Annotated in this window: 18 protein-coding genes; 15 read left to right on the top strand and 3 right to left on the bottom strand. The window is 49.3% G+C overall.

Translation table 11 applies throughout. From position 1 onward, the window contains the following. Positions 1-286: 286 nt before the first annotated feature. A complete protein-coding gene (locus AC1VOR_RS13095) occupies positions 287-778 on the bottom strand; it encodes a GAF domain-containing protein (RefSeq protein ID WP_482618404.1) in 492 nt (163 codons plus the stop codon). Between the two features lie 151 nt (positions 779-929). Between AC1VOR_RS13095 and AC1VOR_RS13090 the strand changes: the two genes are divergently transcribed. The 4 genes from AC1VOR_RS13090 (at position 930) to AC1VOR_RS13075 (ending at position 4178) form a co-directional block, all read left to right on the top strand. Continuing rightward, the gene (locus tag AC1VOR_RS13090) at positions 930-1151 is read left to right on the top strand and encodes a Spo0E family sporulation regulatory protein-aspartic acid phosphatase (protein ID WP_482618403.1); all 222 of its coding nucleotides are present in this window, start codon (positions 930-932) and stop codon (positions 1149-1151) included. 59 nt (positions 1152-1210) lie between these two features. Then, positions 1211-1780, top strand: a complete 570-nt coding sequence (locus tag AC1VOR_RS13085; RefSeq protein WP_482618402.1) for a GNAT family N-acetyltransferase — start codon at positions 1211-1213, stop codon at positions 1778-1780. A gap of 149 nt (positions 1781-1929) precedes the next feature. Continuing rightward, a complete protein-coding gene (locus tag AC1VOR_RS13080; protein WP_482618401.1) occupies positions 1930-3453 on the top strand; it encodes an MDR family MFS transporter in 1524 nt (507 codons plus the stop codon). 383 nt (positions 3454-3836) lie between these two features. Then, entirely contained in the window at positions 3837-4178 is a 342-nt protein-coding gene (locus AC1VOR_RS13075; protein ID WP_482618400.1) for a hypothetical protein, read from the top strand. 70 nt (positions 4179-4248) lie between these two features. On the opposite strand, the gene AC1VOR_RS13070 is transcribed toward AC1VOR_RS13075, so the two are convergent. Continuing rightward, a complete protein-coding gene (locus tag AC1VOR_RS13070; RefSeq protein ID WP_059049780.1) occupies positions 4249-4716 on the bottom strand; it encodes a MarR family winged helix-turn-helix transcriptional regulator in 468 nt (155 codons plus the stop codon). A 276-nt stretch (positions 4717-4992) separates the two neighbouring features. Here AC1VOR_RS13070 and AC1VOR_RS13065 point away from each other — a divergent pair, with 276 nt between their 5' ends. Both AC1VOR_RS13065 and AC1VOR_RS13060 read left to right on the top strand, forming a co-directional pair. Beyond that, a complete protein-coding gene (locus AC1VOR_RS13065; RefSeq protein ID WP_482618399.1) occupies positions 4993-5700 on the top strand; it encodes an ABC transporter ATP-binding protein in 708 nt (235 codons plus the stop codon). Positions 5701-5721: 21 nt separating this feature from the next. Beyond that, positions 5722-6999 (top strand): ABC transporter permease, encoded by a 1278-nt coding sequence (locus AC1VOR_RS13060; protein ID WP_482618398.1) that lies wholly within the window; start codon positions 5722-5724, stop codon positions 6997-6999. Between the two features lie 22 nt (positions 7000-7021). Here AC1VOR_RS13060 and AC1VOR_RS13055 read toward each other — a convergent pair whose 3' ends face one another. After that, positions 7022-8296, bottom strand: coding sequence for a BaiN/RdsA family NAD(P)/FAD-dependent oxidoreductase (locus AC1VOR_RS13055; protein WP_482618397.1), 1275 nt, complete (start codon positions 8294-8296; stop codon positions 7022-7024). Positions 8297-8416: 120 nt separating this feature from the next. On the opposite strand from AC1VOR_RS13055, the gene AC1VOR_RS13050 reads away from it, so the two are divergent. From AC1VOR_RS13050 to AC1VOR_RS13010, 9 genes are all read left to right on the top strand, one after another. Beyond that, positions 8417-10126, top strand: coding sequence for a two-component system sensor histidine kinase NtrB (locus AC1VOR_RS13050; RefSeq protein ID WP_482618396.1), 1710 nt, complete (start codon positions 8417-8419; stop codon positions 10124-10126). A 126-nt stretch (positions 10127-10252) separates the two neighbouring features. Beyond that, the gene (locus AC1VOR_RS13045; protein ID WP_059049775.1) at positions 10253-10687 is read left to right on the top strand and encodes a BrxA/BrxB family bacilliredoxin; all 435 of its coding nucleotides are present in this window, start codon (positions 10253-10255) and stop codon (positions 10685-10687) included. 391 nt (positions 10688-11078) lie between these two features. Continuing rightward, complete coding sequence (gene nadE, locus AC1VOR_RS13040) at positions 11079-11888, top strand: ammonia-dependent NAD(+) synthetase (protein ID WP_482618395.1); 810 nt, start codon at positions 11079-11081, stop codon at positions 11886-11888. Between the two features lie 225 nt (positions 11889-12113). Beyond that, the gene (locus AC1VOR_RS13035; RefSeq protein ID WP_482618394.1) at positions 12114-12749 is read left to right on the top strand and encodes a YIP1 family protein; all 636 of its coding nucleotides are present in this window, start codon (positions 12114-12116) and stop codon (positions 12747-12749) included. Positions 12750-12810: 61 nt separating this feature from the next. Further along, a complete protein-coding gene (locus tag AC1VOR_RS13030; protein ID WP_482618393.1) occupies positions 12811-13878 on the top strand; it encodes an efflux RND transporter periplasmic adaptor subunit in 1068 nt (355 codons plus the stop codon). Beyond that, the gene (locus AC1VOR_RS13025) at positions 13875-14564 is read left to right on the top strand and encodes an ABC transporter ATP-binding protein (protein WP_482618392.1); all 690 of its coding nucleotides are present in this window, start codon (positions 13875-13877) and stop codon (positions 14562-14564) included. Before AC1VOR_RS13030 ends, AC1VOR_RS13025 begins: the two co-directional genes overlap by 4 nt. After that, a complete protein-coding gene (locus tag AC1VOR_RS13020) occupies positions 14561-15754 on the top strand; it encodes an ABC transporter permease (RefSeq protein ID WP_482618391.1) in 1194 nt (397 codons plus the stop codon). Before AC1VOR_RS13025 ends, AC1VOR_RS13020 begins: the two co-directional genes overlap by 4 nt. Positions 15755-16139: 385 nt before the next feature. Further along, positions 16140-17063, top strand: a complete 924-nt coding sequence (locus AC1VOR_RS13015; protein WP_482618390.1) for an ArsR/SmtB family transcription factor — start codon at positions 16140-16142, stop codon at positions 17061-17063. Between the two features lie 231 nt (positions 17064-17294). Then, entirely contained in the window at positions 17295-19055 is a 1761-nt protein-coding gene (locus AC1VOR_RS13010; protein WP_482618389.1) for a glycoside hydrolase family 2 protein, read from the top strand. The last annotated feature ends 9 nt before the right edge of the window (positions 19056-19064 follow it).

Raw genomic sequence — 19064 nt, 5'->3', positions numbered from 1 at the left:
ATTTTTGACGCTCCTAATATAATACATGAAATGAACGCAAGAAGAAAATAATTCAATTCACTCAATTAGCAGGAATTTCCACGCAAATCCAGATTTATGTGAGGTTTCTGGTCATTATCGAGAGCTTGCGACCTTTTTGGCCTGATTCATGGAGAAGAATGAAGAGGGAGAAGCCCAGGGGGCTGGAATCGGAGTAGAAGCGCAATGAGGTAGCTGCCTAACATAGAAAAGGCAACGGCACAAAAGGCAGGCCGCTGCCAGATCGGAAAACTTTGCTAGCTGTTGGTTATACGGGTGTGGGAAGCTCTGCATTTAATATAGAAACAAAACGTTCCAGGAAGACTTGATCTTCGGCATCAAACCGTCCCTTGAGCGGGCTGTCTATGTCCAGAACACCTAACAAATGATTGTCCTTAACCAGTGGCACGACAATTTCGCTGTTGGAGGCTGCATCGCAGGCGATATGTCCCGGAAATGCGTGGACATCCTCGATGCGAAGTGTTTCCCGGCGCTCTGCACTTGTTCCACAGACACCCTTGCCCAGAGGAATGCGGATGCATGCCGGCAAGCCCTGGAACGGACCAAGAACAAGTTCCTTACCATCATATAAATAGAAGCCAACCCAATTAATATCTGTTAAATAGAAATTAAGTAATGCAGCAGCATTAGCCAAATTGGCTACCATGTTGCTCTCTCCCGCGATTAACGCTTCCAGTTGCGTCAACAGCGCCTGTTGCTGCTCTTCACGGGAGCCTGAATAAGTGTCCGTCTGAAACATGTATACATCCTCCTTGATCGCCCTTTGCTATAACAGCGAGACTAATCTCATCTCATTATAATAAAGTGTGCTAAATTTTATCAAATTTGCAAAATATGTTTTTTGGCATCATGAGGTAAAATAGGGTCAAGATTAAAGAAAAGGTGATCTTATGGTACCTGAATCCTCAAAGGGCGTACGCCTTAATAATAGAAAAGTAAGCAATGATTTGAAAGCGACTATCGAGCATTTGCGGTTGGAACTGATGAATGCGGCCACGCAGGACAATTTTAGCAGCGGAACTGTGCTGGAATTAAGCCAACGTCTGGACCGTTATATTGTGCTGGCCCAAAGCCAAATGTTGGGCAAGCAGGTCTCTTCCTTTGACTCGTAAGCCTCAAGTGTGATTAGCTAGAATCATGCTGGCTTGATGAGACAAGGGAGGATACAGACGTGTACAAATGCGGCGGAGATATTCCCGCGTTGGAAGGAGAACGTATTCGGCTGCGTCGTATGGGGCGCAGGGATGCCGAGATCATGTTCCAATATTGGAGCGACCCGGTGGTTACGAAGTATATGAATGTTCCAGCCTTTGCTTCCGTACAGGAGACATGGGAGATGATCAGCTTGCTCAACGGCTTGGCCGAAAGCGAGGATGCGTTGCGTTTTGGCATCGAATTGAAGGAAGAGCGCAGACTGATCGGCAGTTGCGGCTTTAATGTCTGGGAGCTGTCCGGTGCCTACCGTGGTGAGATTGGCTATGATCTGGGGCTTGAATACTGGGGGCACGGCTATATGTCGGAGGCGCTGCGTATGCTGCTTGCCTACGGTTACGAGACGATGGGGCTGAATCGGATCGAGGCTTTGGTGGACCCCCGCAACAAGGAATCACGCAAACTGCTACAAGCCTTCGGCTTCACAGAAGAAGGTCTGCTGCGAGAGTATCAACAAGTGGGTAACGGCTTTGTTGACCTGCTGATGTGTGCTTTGCTTAAGCAGGAATACTACTTGTCAGAAGCGTAGGAGAGTCGTTATCGTCGAGCGTTTGGACCCATTTGCTTGGGTCTGCTACCTGCTTCCTTCATCTTTCTTTTTTTCACACGTTCCTCTATAATTGAGGCTTATGGAATCATTGACATGTGATGGAAGAGGAAAGGAAGTCAGGTTTGGTTATGGCGAAGGTTACGCTCAGACGCAATTACATACTTATTGGACTGCTCTTGTCCACATTTCTGGCCGCGATTGAAGGTACGGTGATTGGCCCGGCTGGTCCGCGCATCGTCGGCGATTTGGGTGGGGCTCATTTGCTGGGCTGGGTATTTACCGCCTATTTGCTGGCTATGGCTGTCACTACGCCTGTTTTTGGCAAGATTAGCGATTTGTTCGGCAGAAAGCCGGTATTCGTCATCAGCTCCCTGTTGTTCCTGACAGGGTCTATTTTGTCCGGGATTGCTCAGGGCATGGGGGAGCTTATTGCCTTTAGGGCGCTGCAGGGCATCGGAGCCGGGGGCTTGATTCCGGTTACGTTTACAATTATTGGTGATATTTATTCGATAGAAGAACGCTCCAAAATTCAGGGCTGGCTCAGCTCTGTTTGGGGCATTTCGTCGTTGATTGGACCGCTGCTTGGGGGATATGTGGTCGACTCGCTCAATTGGCGCTGGGTCTTCTATTTCAATATTCCGTTTGGACTACTCTCTCTGATCTTTATTATTCGTTATTTGCATGAAGAAATCGAGAAGCGGAAGGCGCGTATTGATTACGCGGGGGCAATCACCTTTACAGTCGGAATATCGGCCTTATTGATTGGGCTGGCTACGGGTGGACAGCAGCTTGCCTGGTCTTCCCCAGCTATGCTGGCACTGCTAGGCGGGGCGGTGGTCTGCCTTGTCCTGTTCTTCCTTGTAGAGAAGCGGGCGGCGGAACCACTCGTTCCGCTTAAGCTGTTCCGCATTCGCGATATCGCCTTCTCCAACCTGGCCAGTCTGCTAGCCAGTGCACTGCTCATTGGCCTAACCTCGTATTTGCCGCTCTGGATTCAAGGTGTTCTTGGGAAGAATGCGACAATCTCCGGTCTGGTTCTGGCACCGATGTCTATCGGCTGGATGCTGGGATCGGTACTCGGCAGCCGTTGGCTGATTTCTCGTGGTTCTCGCTATACGTCACTTATCGGCATGATTATCATTGGGGTGGGTGCTACAGGCCTTTCCTTAATGAGTGAAACTACACCGCTTTGGATTATGCTTGTATGCAATGCTTTGTATGGTATTGGCTTTGGCTTTTCGTTTACCGTCTTTACAATTATTGCGCAGTCTTCGGTGGGTTACAGTCTGCGTGGTGCCTCTACGGCCCTCAATTCGTTCGTCAAGTCTATGGGCCAGACGATCGGGGTGACCGCCTTTGGAACGTTGATTAATCTTCATATTGCTGCGCAAACGGTAGGTAAAACCTTTAACGGAACACCGATCTCTCAGGATGATATCGATCAGTTGCTCTCTCCGGAGAAGGTCCATCTGCTCCCCCCGGAGCTGTGGAGTGAACTGAAGCATGTCCTTGGAGAGAGTCTGCATACCCTGTTCATCGTCATGGCGGTCATTGCCGTTGTAGGCGTAATTAGCGTACTCGGTCTGCGGAACCGGACGCCAGGCGAGGAGCAGAACCGTGCTTCCAGAGATATTGCACAACGCGACTTATAGTGCGTGTTCAGAAGGTTGGTTTTTCAGGACCAAAGCTGATGCTTCCGATGTGCGTTTTTTCAAAACGCTTGAGTTAAATGAAGCTAGGGACGGCAGGAGCGGAGCTATAAGTTTTCGGAGAAAACTACTTCGGAAGCATGGGTACGTGAGCAACTAAAATGTTTCTGAAGGAAACATGCTACGGAAGCATACGCTAGGCCCGGCTGAATTCAAGATTCGATGTCGAATTTACTTTTTATAACCGAAGCTCTAACGAGGTATAAAATAAGCTGCACCTCCACAACTTAAAATGGGACTTTAAAAAGTCGAGTTTCACTTCTCAAGTTACTTCGTGATCAACAGGCGACTTTTAAAATACCTTTTAAGAAAAGGGGAGGTGCAGCATGAGCAGAGAACTGAATATAGATCAATCCACGTTGGTCAACGCCTGGCAAACTCAGCTACCGGAGTATTTGAACCCCGGAGATTCTGCGCAGGTCCAGGCCGATCTTGCCGACCCGGATAGCTTGCGGATTCATATCAATGCCGCAGGACGTCAATTTTATTCCTTTGATTTTCAGTGCTCCTATATGGACCCACGTGAGGTTCGTGTCGAGTTGGTGGATGTGGAGCGGGAGGGCCGCACAGTTGCGGAGAGCAGCACGGAGATTCAAGAACTGACCGGAGACTATGTCCGGCATATTCATGAATGCGCGCAAGCATTGGCATCGTTAACCAATCCGTAGATGAGGCCCATTCAACGAATAGAGGCTGTTCCCCCAATCACGATTAGAGTGAAGGGAGAACAGCCTCCGTTTATTTTCGCAGGAGCGGGGCCAGTTTCTCAGCTTCGCGTCCCATTTTCTTCAGTAGCTCAATCATCGTTTGCTTCTCCTCATCGTTCAGGCCACTGAGGGCATGGTCGATGCGATCGGAAAATTCCGGATAGAGCTGGTCCATCAGTTCCTGTCCTTGCGGGGTCAACTCCGCGTAGATCACGCGGCGGTCACGTGGGCAAGGGGTACGGTGCAGGAGACCGGCAGCCTCCAGCTTATCAATGACATAGGTGACATTGCCGCTTTGTAGCAGTAGCTTGGCCCCAATTTGCTGAATCGGCTGAGAACCTTTGTAATAAAGAACCTCCAGTACCGCAAATGCAGTAGGGTTAAAGCCTTGTATTTTACTTCCCGTAACCGCGTGCTCGTTAACGCTCTTGAACGATTTGGCAAAGACCCTGTACAAATGCAGGGATAAATCCGTTCCGCGTTCTTCGGTTTTTAACATGTGCATCCCGCCTTATATTTTACTTGTGAATATTTGAACTTGGTTGGAATTAGTGTAATCTTAATGCACCGGAGAATTAAAAAAAATATAATTTATCACAATTTTCAGTTTTTTTAATGTAAATATTTTGCTGATTTTTCGAGGGGATCGCAAACTGTCCCGGCTGAATTCAAGATTCGATGTCGAATTCACTCCTCGAACAGCTTCGTTCTGGGAAGACGACTTTTTGAAAATCCTCTATAATAGAAAAAACAAGCAGAGATGGAGAGATGAGACTTGGAGCAGGCGTGGCTGGAAGTACAAATTGATGAAGCAGGCTATGAACCGGGTCATCCTGCCATTGAGCAAGTGTCGTTCAGCGTCCGTCCGGGGGTATTGACGGGGCTGATCGGTCCCAATGGAGCCGGGAAGAGTACAACGCTGAAAGCGATTCTTAATCTGCTTCCCTTTGCAGAGATGTCGGTGGAGTTCCATGGTGGACAGGAGCATCATTATGCTTATATTCCCGAGCAGCCGGTATTTTATGACAGCCTGACGTTGTGGGAGCATCTGGGGCTGGCGGCAGCGGTATACGGGATGGAGGAGCCGGTGTTCGAAAAGGAGGCCGGGGCATTGCTGGACAAGTTCAGGATGACGGAGGCCAGGGATTTGCTGCCGGGAAGCTTCTCCAAGGGAATGCAGCAAAAAATGATGCTGATGATCGGCTTTCTAAGCCGGCCCAATATATATATTGTCGACGAGCCCTTTATCGGGCTTGATCCAAGGGCGACGAAGGATTTTCTAGGCTTGCTGGAGGAGGAGAGGCAGCGTGGAGCCGGAGTGCTTATGTCAACGCATGTCCTTGATACAGCGGAACGAATTTGTGATGATTTTGTACTCATTTCCAGTGGTCAGATTAAGGCGAAGGGGACACTTGAGGACATTAGGGCAATCGCTAATTTGCCGGGCGCTACGTTGTTTGATTGCTTTGACGTATTGACATAAGGTTATGGGGAGGAAGAGCATATGTGGCTGGCCAGCCTTAAGGCTCTTACGATAAATCGTTTGTTTGTGCGACGGTGGAAGGATCGTTTGCGGGAGAAGCGAGATATTTTACGCTTTACCTTTGACGGAATCGTGATGCTCTATATCGGTGTTCCCGCCTTATTGCTGGGGGGACGGGCCTATTACGGATTGTGGCAGGATGAACTGCCGAGTTGGCTTGCCGAGCTACCTTATTCCTATATTCCGGCAGCGCTCATTCTCTTTATGTATGGTACAGGGGGAGTCTCGTTCTATATTGAGAGGGCGGACATCTTATTTCTCCGGCAACGGCCGAAGTGGATCAACGGCGTCATGCTGCGGGGACTCGTTGTTTCTGTAGCTGCGCAGGCTTTATTACTGCTGACTGGCTGCGCTTTGCTCAGCCCGGTGCTTGTCCGTGTCTTCGGGATGAACTTGATAGATATGGGGTTGTTGTATGTTTTGCTCTTGGCCAGTAAGTGTGTGCATATGCTGCTGGCCCAATTGCTGGGGATATTGACGCGAGGCTTGCGACAAGTGCTGCTTCGCGCTTTAGGGTATTCAATGCTGGCTGCCGGTTTGGGCGTATCCATGACGCTTGGAATCCTTGGCAATGACGGTAGCGTATGGCCCGCTATATCGTTGCTGAGCGTGCTGGCAGTCTGTCTCGCCTGGTTTCGGTTCCAATTGCGGGGGAGATTCGCGGAAGAAGTGCGCGAGGAGGAACGCCAGAAGACGAGGCTTGTTTCTTTGTTGCTATCCTCCGTAGTGGAGCGACCCAAAGCACCCCGTACCGGGGCGCAGAAGCCTTGGCTATTCCGCCGTATGCGCAGATTGACCCGTTCTCGTCTGCCAGCGGCCCGCATGGCTGAAGCATTAACAAAAGCCTTTTTTCGCGGAACAGAACGGAAGCAATATATTCAATTTACGCTCATCGGGGTGGGGGCCATTTTGCTCATACCTTCTCCCGTCCATCTTATCGTATATGTAGCGTTGCTCTTACTCATGTTGTTTTGGCTGGGAGGGCACCGGCGGGCCTTCTTCCGCTCGGAGTGGATGAAGCTGGTCCCGCTGACGGATACAGCGGAATATCGAAGTGCCGCTACCGCCATGATGCTCTTGTTGCTTCCCGCTGCTATCCTGTTCACGGCTGCGTTCGCGCTCAAGCTGTTCCCCCTGGTGTGGGGCTTGCTTGGTAGCGTCCCAGCGGGAGTTCTTATCGCCTGGTGGCTTGGCCATCTGTATGGAAGTGTGGGGTTGGCATTCAAGCGTACACGCTAAAATGTCTTACGATCGCTGCCCCTCATATATAGCTACGAGCCTCTTGTCCCGCATGATGTCCTGCTGTATAGCCGGTGGTGAAGGCGGCGGTAATGTTATATCCGCCCGTATAGCCGTGAATATCGAGAACCTCCCCGCAGAAGTAGAGGCCATCCATCAGCTTGGAGCCCATGGTCCGGGGATCGATTTCCTTAAGATGTACACCTCCGCCTGTGACAAAGGCTTCTTCGAAGGACCGGGTACCGGTTACCTGGATACCAAAGGTCTTAAGCTCCGCAACAAAGGCTTGCCACGGTCCCTTGGGCAATTGCTCGAAGGTTGTTTCTGCGGCAAGTCCCGCTCGGGCGAATAGCAAGGGAAGCAGGCGCTCGGGCAGGGTCCCTTTCAACACATTCTTAAGGGCCTTCTTTGGCTCATCCGCTGCCAGATTCCGCAATTGTTGCTCCAATTCCTCCGTGCTTAGATCCGGGAACAGGTCAAGAATCAGGGTGACATCTTGTCCGCCGTTCTTTTGCTTCACGCTCCGAATAAAACCGCTACAGCGCAAGGCAATAGGTCCGGATAAGCCGAAATGAGTGAATAGCATATCGCCAAGGTGGCTCACCACGATCTTGCCCTTAGGATTCAATACAGACAAGCGGACATTGCGGAGCGATAGGCCTTGTAACTCTCGGCTCTGAATGAACGGTTCGCGGGATACGATCGGCACTTCGGTGGGATACAGATCAGTGATGGTGTGGCCAGCCTGCTGGGCCCAAGGATAGCCATCGCCAGTGGAGCCCGTATGTGGAACGGATTTCCCTCCGGTAGCGACGACGATGGCCCGAGCATCTATGGTTTTGCCGCCTTCCAGGGTAACGCCCAAGGTTCTGCCCTCGCCATAGCGGATTTCCTTGACGGGATGATGGACCAGCAGGTGGACACCCAGGGAACGGGCCTTGCCAATCAAGGCATCAACCACAGATTTGGCCTTATCGGAGACGGGGAACATTCTCCCGTTATCCTCCTCCTTCAAAGCGATGCCCAGCCCTTCGAAGAAAGCGATAATATCCCGGTTGCTAAACAAAGAGAAGGCGCTATACAAGAACCGTCCGCCCCCGGGAATGTATGTGATTAACTCATCAATTTCCTTGACATTGGTTACGTTGCAGCGGCCTCCACCGGAAATACCCAGCTTTCGCCCTAGCTTATTCCCCTTGTCCAGGAGTGCAACTTCTGCACCTTGCTCTGCGGCGGCGATGGCAGCCATGAGACCAGAGGGGCCCCCTCCGATGACGATGACGTCGACCTTTTTCATATTTTTCTCTCCTTTATTTGTACTTAAATACTTATTTGAGCAGATGCCTCATTGTAAAACGTCAAGCCCTGTGATTTAATCGAAGCAAGAATGGCATTCTTCCGTCCGGGGAGGGAGAACATGGATGTTGTAAAAGAAATGGTGCTTCAATTGCTGCTCGCCGGCCTGCCTGCATTTTTGTTTCCATTAATATCTGAGAATAGAGGCTCGTTCGCCTGGCGGCGTACCGATGTTGCCGAGGGTGCTTCTTTCGTTACCGGACTAACATTGATTTGCACGCTGAGCATCGTGTTATGCAATATCTTTGCTACCCGCTTGTGGGACGATGTTCCGCTGAACTTTGCCATACTCCCCTTGTTTGCCCTGATGTTGTATGGTCGACTCAGTGCCGGACTTATCATGACTTTCCTGCAGCCATTACTTTATTTATTATTGGGCTGGGGTCACACACCCACCGGATTTATATATGAGACAAGCTTACTGCTGTACCCCTTTGTGCTGCTGTCCTCACGCTTCTTCAGAAGACAGGGAAGGCAGGGGAAGGTCATCATTCTGTCGTTATTCTTCATGGCTGGAGAACTATTGATGAATGTCTCGCCCTTTCTGACAGGTACCCCTCTGATATTACCTCAAACTCATTTCCTTATAGCGTTATCCACTGGAATTTTAGTCTCATTGGTGGCTGGCAGTGTATTTGTGCATATGATTGAGAACGCGCTCGACAAAGCCAAGTTGCGTGGGCAGGTTGCTCGGCTATCGCGGGAATATTTCCGTGAAGCGGAGAAGCTTCAGCAGATGATGGATGCGGCGCCCCTCAGTATGGTATTGCTCGATCAGCAAGCTTCTATTATAGCGATAAATGATACATTTCTACAATTATACCGTACTCAGCGTAAGGAGGACGAGCATGTCAGCCGCGAGGACCTATTGCTTCGCAACCTTAACGATGTTCTTGCAGGGGGGCCCATTGAATCGCTTGCCGCTCGGGTTAATGCCGCACTAACGGGAAATGCCAAGACCACGGAGCTATTGAAGAGTAATGATCATATTTATTTTACCAGCATCTCAACACGCTATAAGAGTCATTCGGACGAAGTGCTTGGTGCTGTGGCCATCATTCAAGATATTACAGAGCTCGAGATGCTGCGTATGGAGCTTAACCATGCCGAGCGGCTTAGCCTGGTGGGGCAGATGGCCGCAGGCATCACCCATGAAATTCGCAACCCGATGGCTGTTGTCCGAGGATTCCTGCAATTAATGCGGGAGAAAAGTCCGCCCACGCTGGATCATTATTACCGTATTGTCATGGAGGAACTGGACCGGGCTAACAGCATCATCAGCGACTTCCTTTCTTTGGCCCAGAATAGACCGATCGTCAGTGAAACATGCCATCTGGAGGAGATTGTTAAGGAACTTACGCCGTTGCTGTGGGCGGATGCCAACCTGCGTGGGCAGACTATCGAGGTGAAGCTGGACGACTCGCTACCTGCATTAATATTGAATCCTAAGGAAATCAAGCAGCTCATTCTGAATTTGGCGCGTAATGCTATGGAGGCCATGGAGGATAAGGGGGAACTGACGCTCGCGGCAACTACTACGACCACTGGAGTTGTCCTGATGGTCAGAGACACGGGTCCGGGCATTCCCTCTGAGCAGCGGGACAAGCTGTTTGAACCATTCTTTACGACGAAGGCGAAGGGAACGGGGCTGGGCCTCAACCTGTGCTTAAGTATTGCGGAGCGTCACGGAGGAACGCTAAGTGTGGATTCTCAAGAGGGGAAGGGGACAACGGTCACCGTATTTCTCCCGTTCTCCGCTGCTCCCGATTAAGAGCCTACACGCGGGTGAAAGAGTTGCTATCCGGTGCTAGAAATGTATAATTAAATTGATATGGCAAAAGGCATTGTTCATGCGGCCGATACGCCATTTAAGTATGCCTAAGGAGTGATTTGGAAAATGTCGATGTCATTTGACCAATATATGCGTGATATGGTTCAACCGATGAGAGATGAGTTAACGGTATTGGGTATTCAGGAGTTGCGTACGCCAGAAGATGTAGAGGAGAAGGTGCCTGCATCTCAAGGAACGGCACTGATTGTTGTCAACTCGGTCTGCGGATGTGCAGCAGGTCAATGCCGTCCGGGCGTCGCGCAGGCGCTGGCGCATGATTTGACGCCGGACCATCTGTTCACTGTATTTGCCGGACAGGACAAGGAAGCGACAGCCAAGGCCCGTGAATATTTCGCACCTTATCCTCCTTCATCCCCATCCATCGCCTTGATGAAGGATGGAGAATTAGTTCATTTCATCGAGCGCCACCAAATCGAAGACCGCTCGGCCGAGGAGATTGCTGCCGACCTTACCGGGGCATTTGATCGCTTCTGCCGATAAGGCAGCGATTGGAGCGGTAGCGCAGGTATAAGGCTAGCGCCCCGAAGTAACGGTAACTCACCGGTACGTTCGGGGCGCTTTTTAATTTCTATAGAGTTATTCAGGCTCAATCCAAAAATCAGTGTTTGACCAAAGACATCTATAGAACGGAGGGTCGTAGGGATTCTGGAGAAACGAAGTGTTCGCCTTTGCGAGTGGATTTCTACCTTATAGGAATTTAATAAATCAGGAAATCCAGGAACAATAGCGATCGGAAGAATCCTACGAACCCGGAGGGCCTCATTGCTCCCATGTCAAGCACTGATTTCGGTGTTGAGCCATTATTCAAACCTTACTTTTTGAACGCGCATTGATTTGTGACAAAACAGAAATTTGGAGGGGCTGAAGAGAGATGAGTTTGCAGCAGGAGATTATTGAACGCCTGGGCGTGAAGCCTGTCATTATTGTGGAGGAGGAAGTCCGCAAGCGGGTGGATTTTCTGAAGGAGTACGTCAAATCCTCCCGCACCACTGGTTTGCTCATTGCGATTAGCGGCGGTATTGATAGTGCGGTGGCTGCTGCATTATGCAAGCAAGCTACGGATGAGCTGACCTCGGAGTCAGGCCAGTCCTATATGACGCTTGGGGTATTTCAGCCTTATGGTCAACAAGAGGATATCGGGCATAGTTATGAGGTAGCCAAGGCCTTCCATCTGGAGCACACAGTAGAGACCAATATTGAAGAGGCTGTTAATGAGATTGCCCTGGAAGTGGAGCATAATTTCAAAAATATTGGCAAGCCCCGTCACATCAGCCATCAAGGCAAGGGCAATGTCAAGGCACGGACACGGATGGTCATGCAGTATGCGCTGGCTTTCGAGTTTAACCTGATTGTGGTTGGTACGGATCATGCCTCTGAGGCAATTACGGGCTTCTATACGAAATGGGGCGACGGGGCGGTTGATATTACTCCGCTCAGTTCATTGAACAAACGTCAGGTTCGGCAGCTTGCTGCTCATCTGGGCGTACCCCAAAGCATTCTGGACAAGGCTCCATCCGCCGGCTTGTGGGAAGGGCAGACTGATGAGAAGGAACTGGGCATCAGCTATGACGATAACAGCGATTATTTGGAAGGTAAGGAGATTGATCCGGCCGTCAAGGAGCGCCTGGAGGCTTTCTACCTGCGTACTGAACATAAACGTAGCCCCATTCCCGGTATTTAAAGGTGAACATGCCATCATACGCAAAATATGAACGCGAGCAGAAAAGGGACACCAGACTGCCGCGTTTTTTTATTTTAACGAGCTTAATAGCTATTGATTGAATCTTTCGAGCTTCTTATTCGTATAAATACATGACTGACTACATAGCGTTTGATTCTGAATTATGTAACATTAATGGTATGAAGTAGTAAGAAGCGGGTTTTACTTTGTGGGGAGGGAACAGTTTTGAAAAATGTATTTACGGTTTTTGTTTCTCCAGAGGAGACGTTCAAACGGGTAAGGGAGAGCAAGCTTGCCTGGCTTTACGCCTTGATTGCAATAGTGGTTTTGTCGGCTGCTGTTATCTTTATTCAATCATCCATGCTGGATAAGGAAATTATTCGGTCGCTGCAAAGTCAGCAAATTGATACTTCATTGCAGGAAACTGTGATGGCCACAGCCAAGACTACTGCCTATGTCATGGCTATCATTGTGCCAGTTATTCTGGCGTTCATCACGGGGCTGCTGCTGATGTTGCTTAATCTGGTCGTTCGCGGGGAAGGCAAGTATATGCAATTCGTATCCGTGGCGGCTCTTTCGGCAATGCCGGGAGTAGTGGGCAGCATCATTGCCAGCGTTGTGGCTCGCGCGGCGGGTGCACAGTCAATGACAGACGTGTCGCTTAGTCTAGGTGCGTTCATCACGGATAAATCCAGCGCTCTGTATCATTGGCTGTCGATCATTAATCCATTCAGCTTGTGGAGCTTGTTCTTGTATGTTGTCGGTGCTTCGGTCATGATGAAGCGTCCGCGCAAAACCGTAGGGACCTGGATTGTGATAGCCTGGCTGCTTCTGTCGGTCGTTTCGATTCTTATGCTTTGATGCTTGGATACAGTAATTATTGCTTGTGCTCCTTATACATTCTTTAGATACGGGATAGGTGATGGACTTGTTTAAGAAAAAATGGTTCTGGGGCGTTGTGATCGGACTGGTTGTAATCGTCCTTGTGCTGGTAAATCTGCTGAATACAAACGGAACAGCTAAAGTAAGTACCGCTGAAGTGACAAAAGGCTCCATTGTTGAACAGGTATATACCAATGGTAAGCTTGAGGCGGGCGAGGTTACTTCGGTCTATTCACCAGCCAGCGGCGTGGTCCAGACAGTCAAGGTGAAATTGGGAGATACAGTGAAGAAGGGGCAACCGTTGTTGTCCCTTGAGATGGATCAGGTCAAGGAACAGTTGGACAAGGAGCAAATTAATCTCCAGTTGACCCAGGCCGAGCGCCTGGCTGCCAAGAAGCAACATTTTGAGAGCTTCAAGCAGGCAGTGGGTGAGAACCCGGATCAGGAAATGGAAGAGCTTGACCTGACTTCCTTTGATTTGCGCATTCGTAGCAGCGAGCTAACGATCCAGTCCTTAAATAAGCAATTAGCTAACTCCAGCGTACTGGTTCCGGCGGATGGTGTGATTACTTCGCTTGCAGTTGAAGCGGGTCAAATGCTGGCGGAAGGAACTGCGCTTGCCACTATTGCTGATGTGAGCAGCTACAAAGTGACAGCCTATCTTAACGAGCTTGATGCAGGCAAAGTATCCGAAGGGATGCAGGCGGTGGTGACGGGAGAAGCCTTTGAAGGAGAATATGAGGGGAAGATTACTTATCTGTCGCGTACCGCTGGCCTGGCAGATCAGACTTCCAAGGATACTTCGGTAGAGATGACCGTTACATTGGACAAGGTGTCCCCGGAACTGCGAGCAGGTTATAATGTGACGGTTGAAATGGAGATTCCGGATAAAGAGCGACTCCTGGTACCTATCAATGCCGTTCAATACGACGGAGAGAAGGCTTATGTCTATCAGGTGAAAGAAGGCATTGCAACACGGGTTGAGGTGACCACTGGCAAAGAAAGTGAAGATCAGATTGAATTGGTTACCGGAGTTGTGGTTGGCGATGTTATTGTTACCGAGGGGGCCGATACTCTGCACGACGGAGCCAAGGTGGAGACGAAATGATTACGCTACATGGTATTACTAAGGTGTATAAGAACGGGCCACTAGAGGTGCAGGCGTTAATGCCCTTGGATCTACACATCGAGAGTGGAGAATTCGTCGCGATCATGGGTTCGTCCGGCTCCGGCAAATCGACGCTGATGAATATCATCGGTTGTCTGGATGTGCCTAGTGATGGCAGCTATGAGCTGGATGGGGAGCCCGTGCAGACGTTAAGTGAAGAAGAACTCGCCAAGGTACGCAACCGCAAAATTGGCTTTGTCTTTCAAAGCTTCAATCTGTTGGGTCGGCAGACAGTTCTGCAAAATGTGACGCTTCCCATGATGTATGCAGGCCTCTCCCGCGAGAAACGCAACGAGCGAGCCCTTGATTTACTGGCCAAAGTTGGCTTGGCTGAGCGGGTCAAGCATCGTCCAACCGAGTTATCCGGGGGACAAAAGCAACGGGTCGCCATCGCCCGGGCGCTAACGATGAATGCTCCATTACTGCTGGCCGATGAACCGACAGGGAATCTGGATACCAAGTCTTCTTATGAGATCATGGCTTTATTCAAGCAAATTCATGACGAAGGCACAACGATTGTATTGGTTACTCATGAGCCGGATATTGCGGAGCATGCCGATCGCGTTATTACGTTCGGGGATGGCAGAATACTGAGCGACAAACGCAAAGGAAGTGAACGCTCATGAGCATATGGGAAAGTATTCTCGTTGCCCTGGACAATCTGAGAATGAACAAGCTACGCTCCTTCCTGACCATGATTGGTATCGTGTTCGGCGTGGCTGCGGTAGTGACGGTCGTCTCCATTGGACAGGCTGGGCAGTCTTCTATCATTTCCATGGTATCGAATTATAATGATGGCTATTTCGTTGTCTATCAGAATTATTCGGAGGGCGATACGCTTGTGGACTTCCGGATGCGCGACCTTGCTGATATCCGCAAGCTGCCAGGAGTACGTTATGTCTCCTCTTCGACCACGTATGGGATGAGCGGTAAGTATAAGAAGGATACCCTTAACATGACCATAACGGGGACAACTGCAGATTTGCACAAGATGCAGAAGGTTGAGATGCTGACCGGGCGCTTCTTCACCGCCCAGGAGGAGCGGGCTCGTCAGAAAGTGATTATCGTAGATAATAAATATGCTGAGAAGCTGTATGGCTCTTCTGAAGGGGCCATTGGCCGCAAAGCCACTTTATCGGGCGGTGTCTTCCGTATTGTGGGGGTATACAAACCACAGGATAACATTATGAGCGGTATGGGCGGGGAGCAATACAGCGGCTTTGCCCCGGTAACAGCAATGCCTGCCGGAGAGAATGGAGATAACGAGCGGTTCAATATGATTGAGGTATTGGCCGCTTCTCCGGAAAAAATCGATGACACCGTGGTAGACGTCAAGAAATGGCTGGCTGAGAAATACAAGCTGGAGGTCGATTCCTTTGCTTCGCAAACAGGAAAGGAGGCCGAGCAAATGGTGGCCAGTACCTTCTCCATACTGCAGACGATTATCGGCTCCATTGCGGGAATTTCCTTGCTGGTCGGAGGGATTGGCGTCATGAACATTATGCTGGTCTCCGTGACAGAGCGGACCCGGGAGATTGGGATACGGAAAGCCATTGGGGCGACGCCTGGCACCATTATGCTGCAATTTATGATCGAGGCTATTATATTATCATTTATCGGAGGAACGCTGGGTGCACTGTTGGGGCTATTAGCCGCTTTTGTATTTTCGTTAATCTCCGGGTTGCCGTTTGTCGTCTCCGTAGGAGCGATCTTGCTGGCCTTTGGCTTCTCGGCAGCCGTGGGAATATTCTTCGGTCTATACCCGGCGAATAAAGCCTCCAAGCTGCATCCGATTGAATCACTGCGTTACGAATAAAGAGGATAAAAGTGCGAGTTCAAAAAGTGGGGTTTGCAGGACCAAGAAGGTTGGATGAAGCCAGGGACGTAAGTAGCGGAGCGTAGACAGATCTACGTGAGCAACGGAAGGCCCGGCTGAATTCAAGATTCGATGTCGAATTACTCCTCGAACAACTTCGTCCTGGGAAGACGACTTTTTGAACAACCTCTAAAAGCATCTATTGTCCATCACCTATGAACGATCTCCTCTTTACTCTTTACAAAATTGTGGTAAACTTGTTTTGTTACAAGAAAAATAAATCAATGCAAGTTATATTCTCATTTTGTTGTAATAAGTGTGAGTTCAAAAAGGGAAGACGACTTTTTGAATAACTCCTATAAGATGATAAGTAGGTGGACAATAGATGCTGGAACTGTCTATTAATGATCCTGACCGCTTGGTCAAGGTGGCGCATGCGCTGAGTACGCATACACGAATCGGCATAATTAAGTTGTTGTTGGCCAAGCCCAATGTGAATGTCTTGGAAATTGCGGAGAAGCTTGATATTCCAGTCTCTACGGCGGCCAATAATGTCAAGGTGCTTGAGGACGCTGAGTTAATCGTAACTGAACTTCAGCCAGCGACGCGCGGAGCGATGAAAGTGTGCAGCCGCAATTTTGACGATGTGCATATGATATTGAACCCAAGCGCCTATGACCACAATAGGGGCAAGGTGCAGGAAGTTGAAATGCCAATCGGCCATTTCATAGATTTTGACATTGTGCCGACCTGTGGGATGGCTAATGGGGCCGGGATCATCCTTCAAGAGGATGATCCGAACAATTTCTATCATCCGGACAGCCGGAGTGCTGAGCTTATTTGGCTTCGCAAGGGCTGGATTGAGTATCGCTTCCCACGTAAATTCCCTGACGGGGCAAGGCTTCGCTCGTTGGAGTTCTCCGTAGAGTTATGCTCTGAAGCGCCGAACTACAACAATGATTGGCCTTCGGAGATTACCGTATGGGTTAATGATATTGAGATTGGCTCATGGATATCTCCCGGCGATTTCGGTGATCACAGAGGGAAGCTGAACCCTTCATGGTGGTATGATAATAGTACGCAGCATGGGCTGCTCAAGACGTGGTCCATTGATATGAGCCGTAGCACAATCGACAAAGAGAAGTGCTCCGATGTAACGTTGTTTGATTTGCGCCTCGACACCAAGCCGTTCATTACGTTTCGAATTGGCCTCAAGCCCGATGCCAAGCATCAGGGAGGACTTAACTTGTTCGGCAAGGGTTTTGGTGACTATGCGCAAGGAATTATCATGCGTCTGGAGTATGATTGACGGCTGCGGTAACAAGAGTCGTTGTTCAATTTCCAACAAGCTTTAAAAGGAAATACAAGGAAGCCCTCATATCCCCGAATCAGGTGGATAAAGGAGGGCTTCTTTTTTATGTAAAGAAACAATAATAATAAAAGAAAGCGTTGACAATAAAATAGACGGAGGGTAGTATCTTAATTAAATACGAAATAATTGTAATAAATTAATTATTTTGTGAAGGAGAAAAGAGACTACATGACGACAGAAGTGTATATCAAGGACTACCCTAGGCCGCAGTTTGTTAGGAAGGCTTGGGTCGATTTGAATGGGCAATGGGATTTCAAGTTTGATGACGGCAACAAAGGTGAGCTGGAGAAATGGCAGGATGATTTTTCCGGTGATATGAAAATTACTGTTCCTTACACTTATGAAACTCCAGCCAGTGGTATCGGGCAACAAGATCATCATTCGAATGTTTGGTATAATCGTTCCTTCGAGGTTCCAGAGGACCTTCAGGGCAAGCGATTGATCTTGAATTTTCAGGCAGTAGATTATGTCGCTAAGATCTGGGTGAACGGAGTTTACGTGGGCAGCCATCAAGGCGCTTACACGGCTTTCTCATTTGACATTACTCCTTATGTGACGGCAGGCGCGGATAATCGCTTGACGGTGAAGGCTGAGGACAGCATGGATGCCACCCAGCCGAGGGGGAAGCAACGTTGGGTGGAGCAGAATTTCGAATGCTTCTACGTGCAAACGACAGGGATATGGCAATCGGTATGGATGGAGGTCGTCGATCCTGTTCATCTCGGATCAGTGAAGATTACCCCTGACATTGATCATGCCTCGGTGAAGTTTCAATTTCAGGTCAATGGGCCATTAAATGATCAGGAAGTACGCTTGGAGACGATTATTCGGCTCAAGGGGCGTCAGGTGAAGAAGACAAGTCTGGTTATCGACCGTGCCTGGCTGGATCTGGACGTTGATCTAATACATGAAGCCAATGGACCTTGGAAGTTAAGTCTATGGGCACCGGGTAGCCCCAACCTTTATGACGTGGAATTCAATGTCTACCAGGGAGAAGAAAGAATCGATCAGGTGCATTCCTACTTCGGGATGAGAAAAATTTCTATCGAGAAGGGTAGAATTCTGCTTAATAACCGTCCGCTGTACCAACGTCTGGTGCTGGATCAGGGATATTGGCCGGATACTCATTTAACTCCTCCGTCCGAAGAAGCTTTGATTAAGGATATTGATTTAACCATGCAGATGGGGTATAACGGCGTTCGCAAACATATGAAGGTAGAAGACGCGCGCTTCCTTTATTGGTGTGATGTTAAGGGGCTTCTGGTCTGGTCTGAAATGGGAGCTACCTATGAATTTAACGATACAGCTATGCAGAAATTCTCCACCGAGTGGATGGAAGTAGTTCGTCAGCAATACAATCATCCGAGTATTATTACTTGGGTTCCGTTCAACGAGTCCTGGGGTGTCCTGCAAATCTTCAAGAACAAGAACCAGCAAAAGTTTACCGAATTTATTTATCACATGACTAAAGCCTTCGATCCAAACCGTCCAGTTATTACGAATGATGGTTGGGAGCATACGGTGTCGGATATTCTCACTTTGCATGACTATATCGGCACTGGAGATGAATTCACCAAACAATATAAGAACAAAGAGGTCATCGTTAACAATGAGCGGACCTTTAATCATCACAAGTATGCCTTTGCGGACGGTTATTCCTATAAAGGCCAGCCTGTACTGATCAGTGAATTCGGAGGAATTGCCTTTACATCGGATTCCGGCTGGGGTTACGGTAAGCAAGAAGCTTCTGAAGAAGCTTTCCTGGAGCGGTTCCAGGGCCTGCACGAGGCGATCAAGGATCTTGATTATATCGTAGGTTATTGCTACACCCAAATTACCGATGTGCAGCAGGAAACCAATGGTCTACTGACAGAAGATCGTCAGCCGAAGGTCTCACTGGAGGCTATCCGCGAGATTAATCTAAAATAAATGTGAGTT

The organism is Paenibacillus sp. 1SOY10 (assembly GCF_056836745.1).
Note: the sequence above shows the minus strand (reverse complement) of the source record. Positions and strands in the feature narration are given on the sequence as shown.

Coding starts and splice junctions, on each gene's coding strand:
- AC1VOR_RS13015 (WP_482618390.1), top strand. CDS start 16,140: ATGCTGGAACTGTCTATTAATGATCCTGACCGCTTGGTCAAGGTGGCG.
- AC1VOR_RS13060 (WP_482618398.1), top strand. CDS start 5,722: ATGTGGCTGGCCAGCCTTAAGGCTCTTACGATAAATCGTTTGTTTGTG.
- AC1VOR_RS13020 (WP_482618391.1), top strand. CDS start 14,561: ATGAGCATATGGGAAAGTATTCTCGTTGCCCTGGACAATCTGAGAATG.
- AC1VOR_RS13030 (WP_482618393.1), top strand. CDS start 12,811: ATGGACTTGTTTAAGAAAAAATGGTTCTGGGGCGTTGTGATCGGACTG.
- AC1VOR_RS13010 (WP_482618389.1), top strand. CDS start 17,295: ATGACGACAGAAGTGTATATCAAGGACTACCCTAGGCCGCAGTTTGTT.
- AC1VOR_RS13090 (WP_482618403.1), top strand. CDS start 930: ATGGTACCTGAATCCTCAAAGGGCGTACGCCTTAATAATAGAAAAGTA.
- AC1VOR_RS13080 (WP_482618401.1), top strand. CDS start 1,930: ATGGCGAAGGTTACGCTCAGACGCAATTACATACTTATTGGACTGCTC.
- AC1VOR_RS13045 (WP_059049775.1), top strand. CDS start 10,253: ATGTCGATGTCATTTGACCAATATATGCGTGATATGGTTCAACCGATG.
- AC1VOR_RS13055 (WP_482618397.1), bottom strand. CDS start 8,296: ATGAAAAAGGTCGACGTCATCGTCATCGGAGGGGGCCCCTCTGGTCTC.
- AC1VOR_RS13075 (WP_482618400.1), top strand. CDS start 3,837: ATGAGCAGAGAACTGAATATAGATCAATCCACGTTGGTCAACGCCTGG.
- AC1VOR_RS13025 (WP_482618392.1), top strand. CDS start 13,875: ATGATTACGCTACATGGTATTACTAAGGTGTATAAGAACGGGCCACTA.
- AC1VOR_RS13050 (WP_482618396.1), top strand. CDS start 8,417: ATGGATGTTGTAAAAGAAATGGTGCTTCAATTGCTGCTCGCCGGCCTG.
- AC1VOR_RS13070 (WP_059049780.1), bottom strand. CDS start 4,716: ATGTTAAAAACCGAAGAACGCGGAACGGATTTATCCCTGCATTTGTAC.
- AC1VOR_RS13095 (WP_482618404.1), bottom strand. CDS start 778: ATGTTTCAGACGGACACTTATTCAGGCTCCCGTGAAGAGCAGCAACAG.
- nadE (WP_482618395.1), top strand. CDS start 11,079: ATGAGTTTGCAGCAGGAGATTATTGAACGCCTGGGCGTGAAGCCTGTC.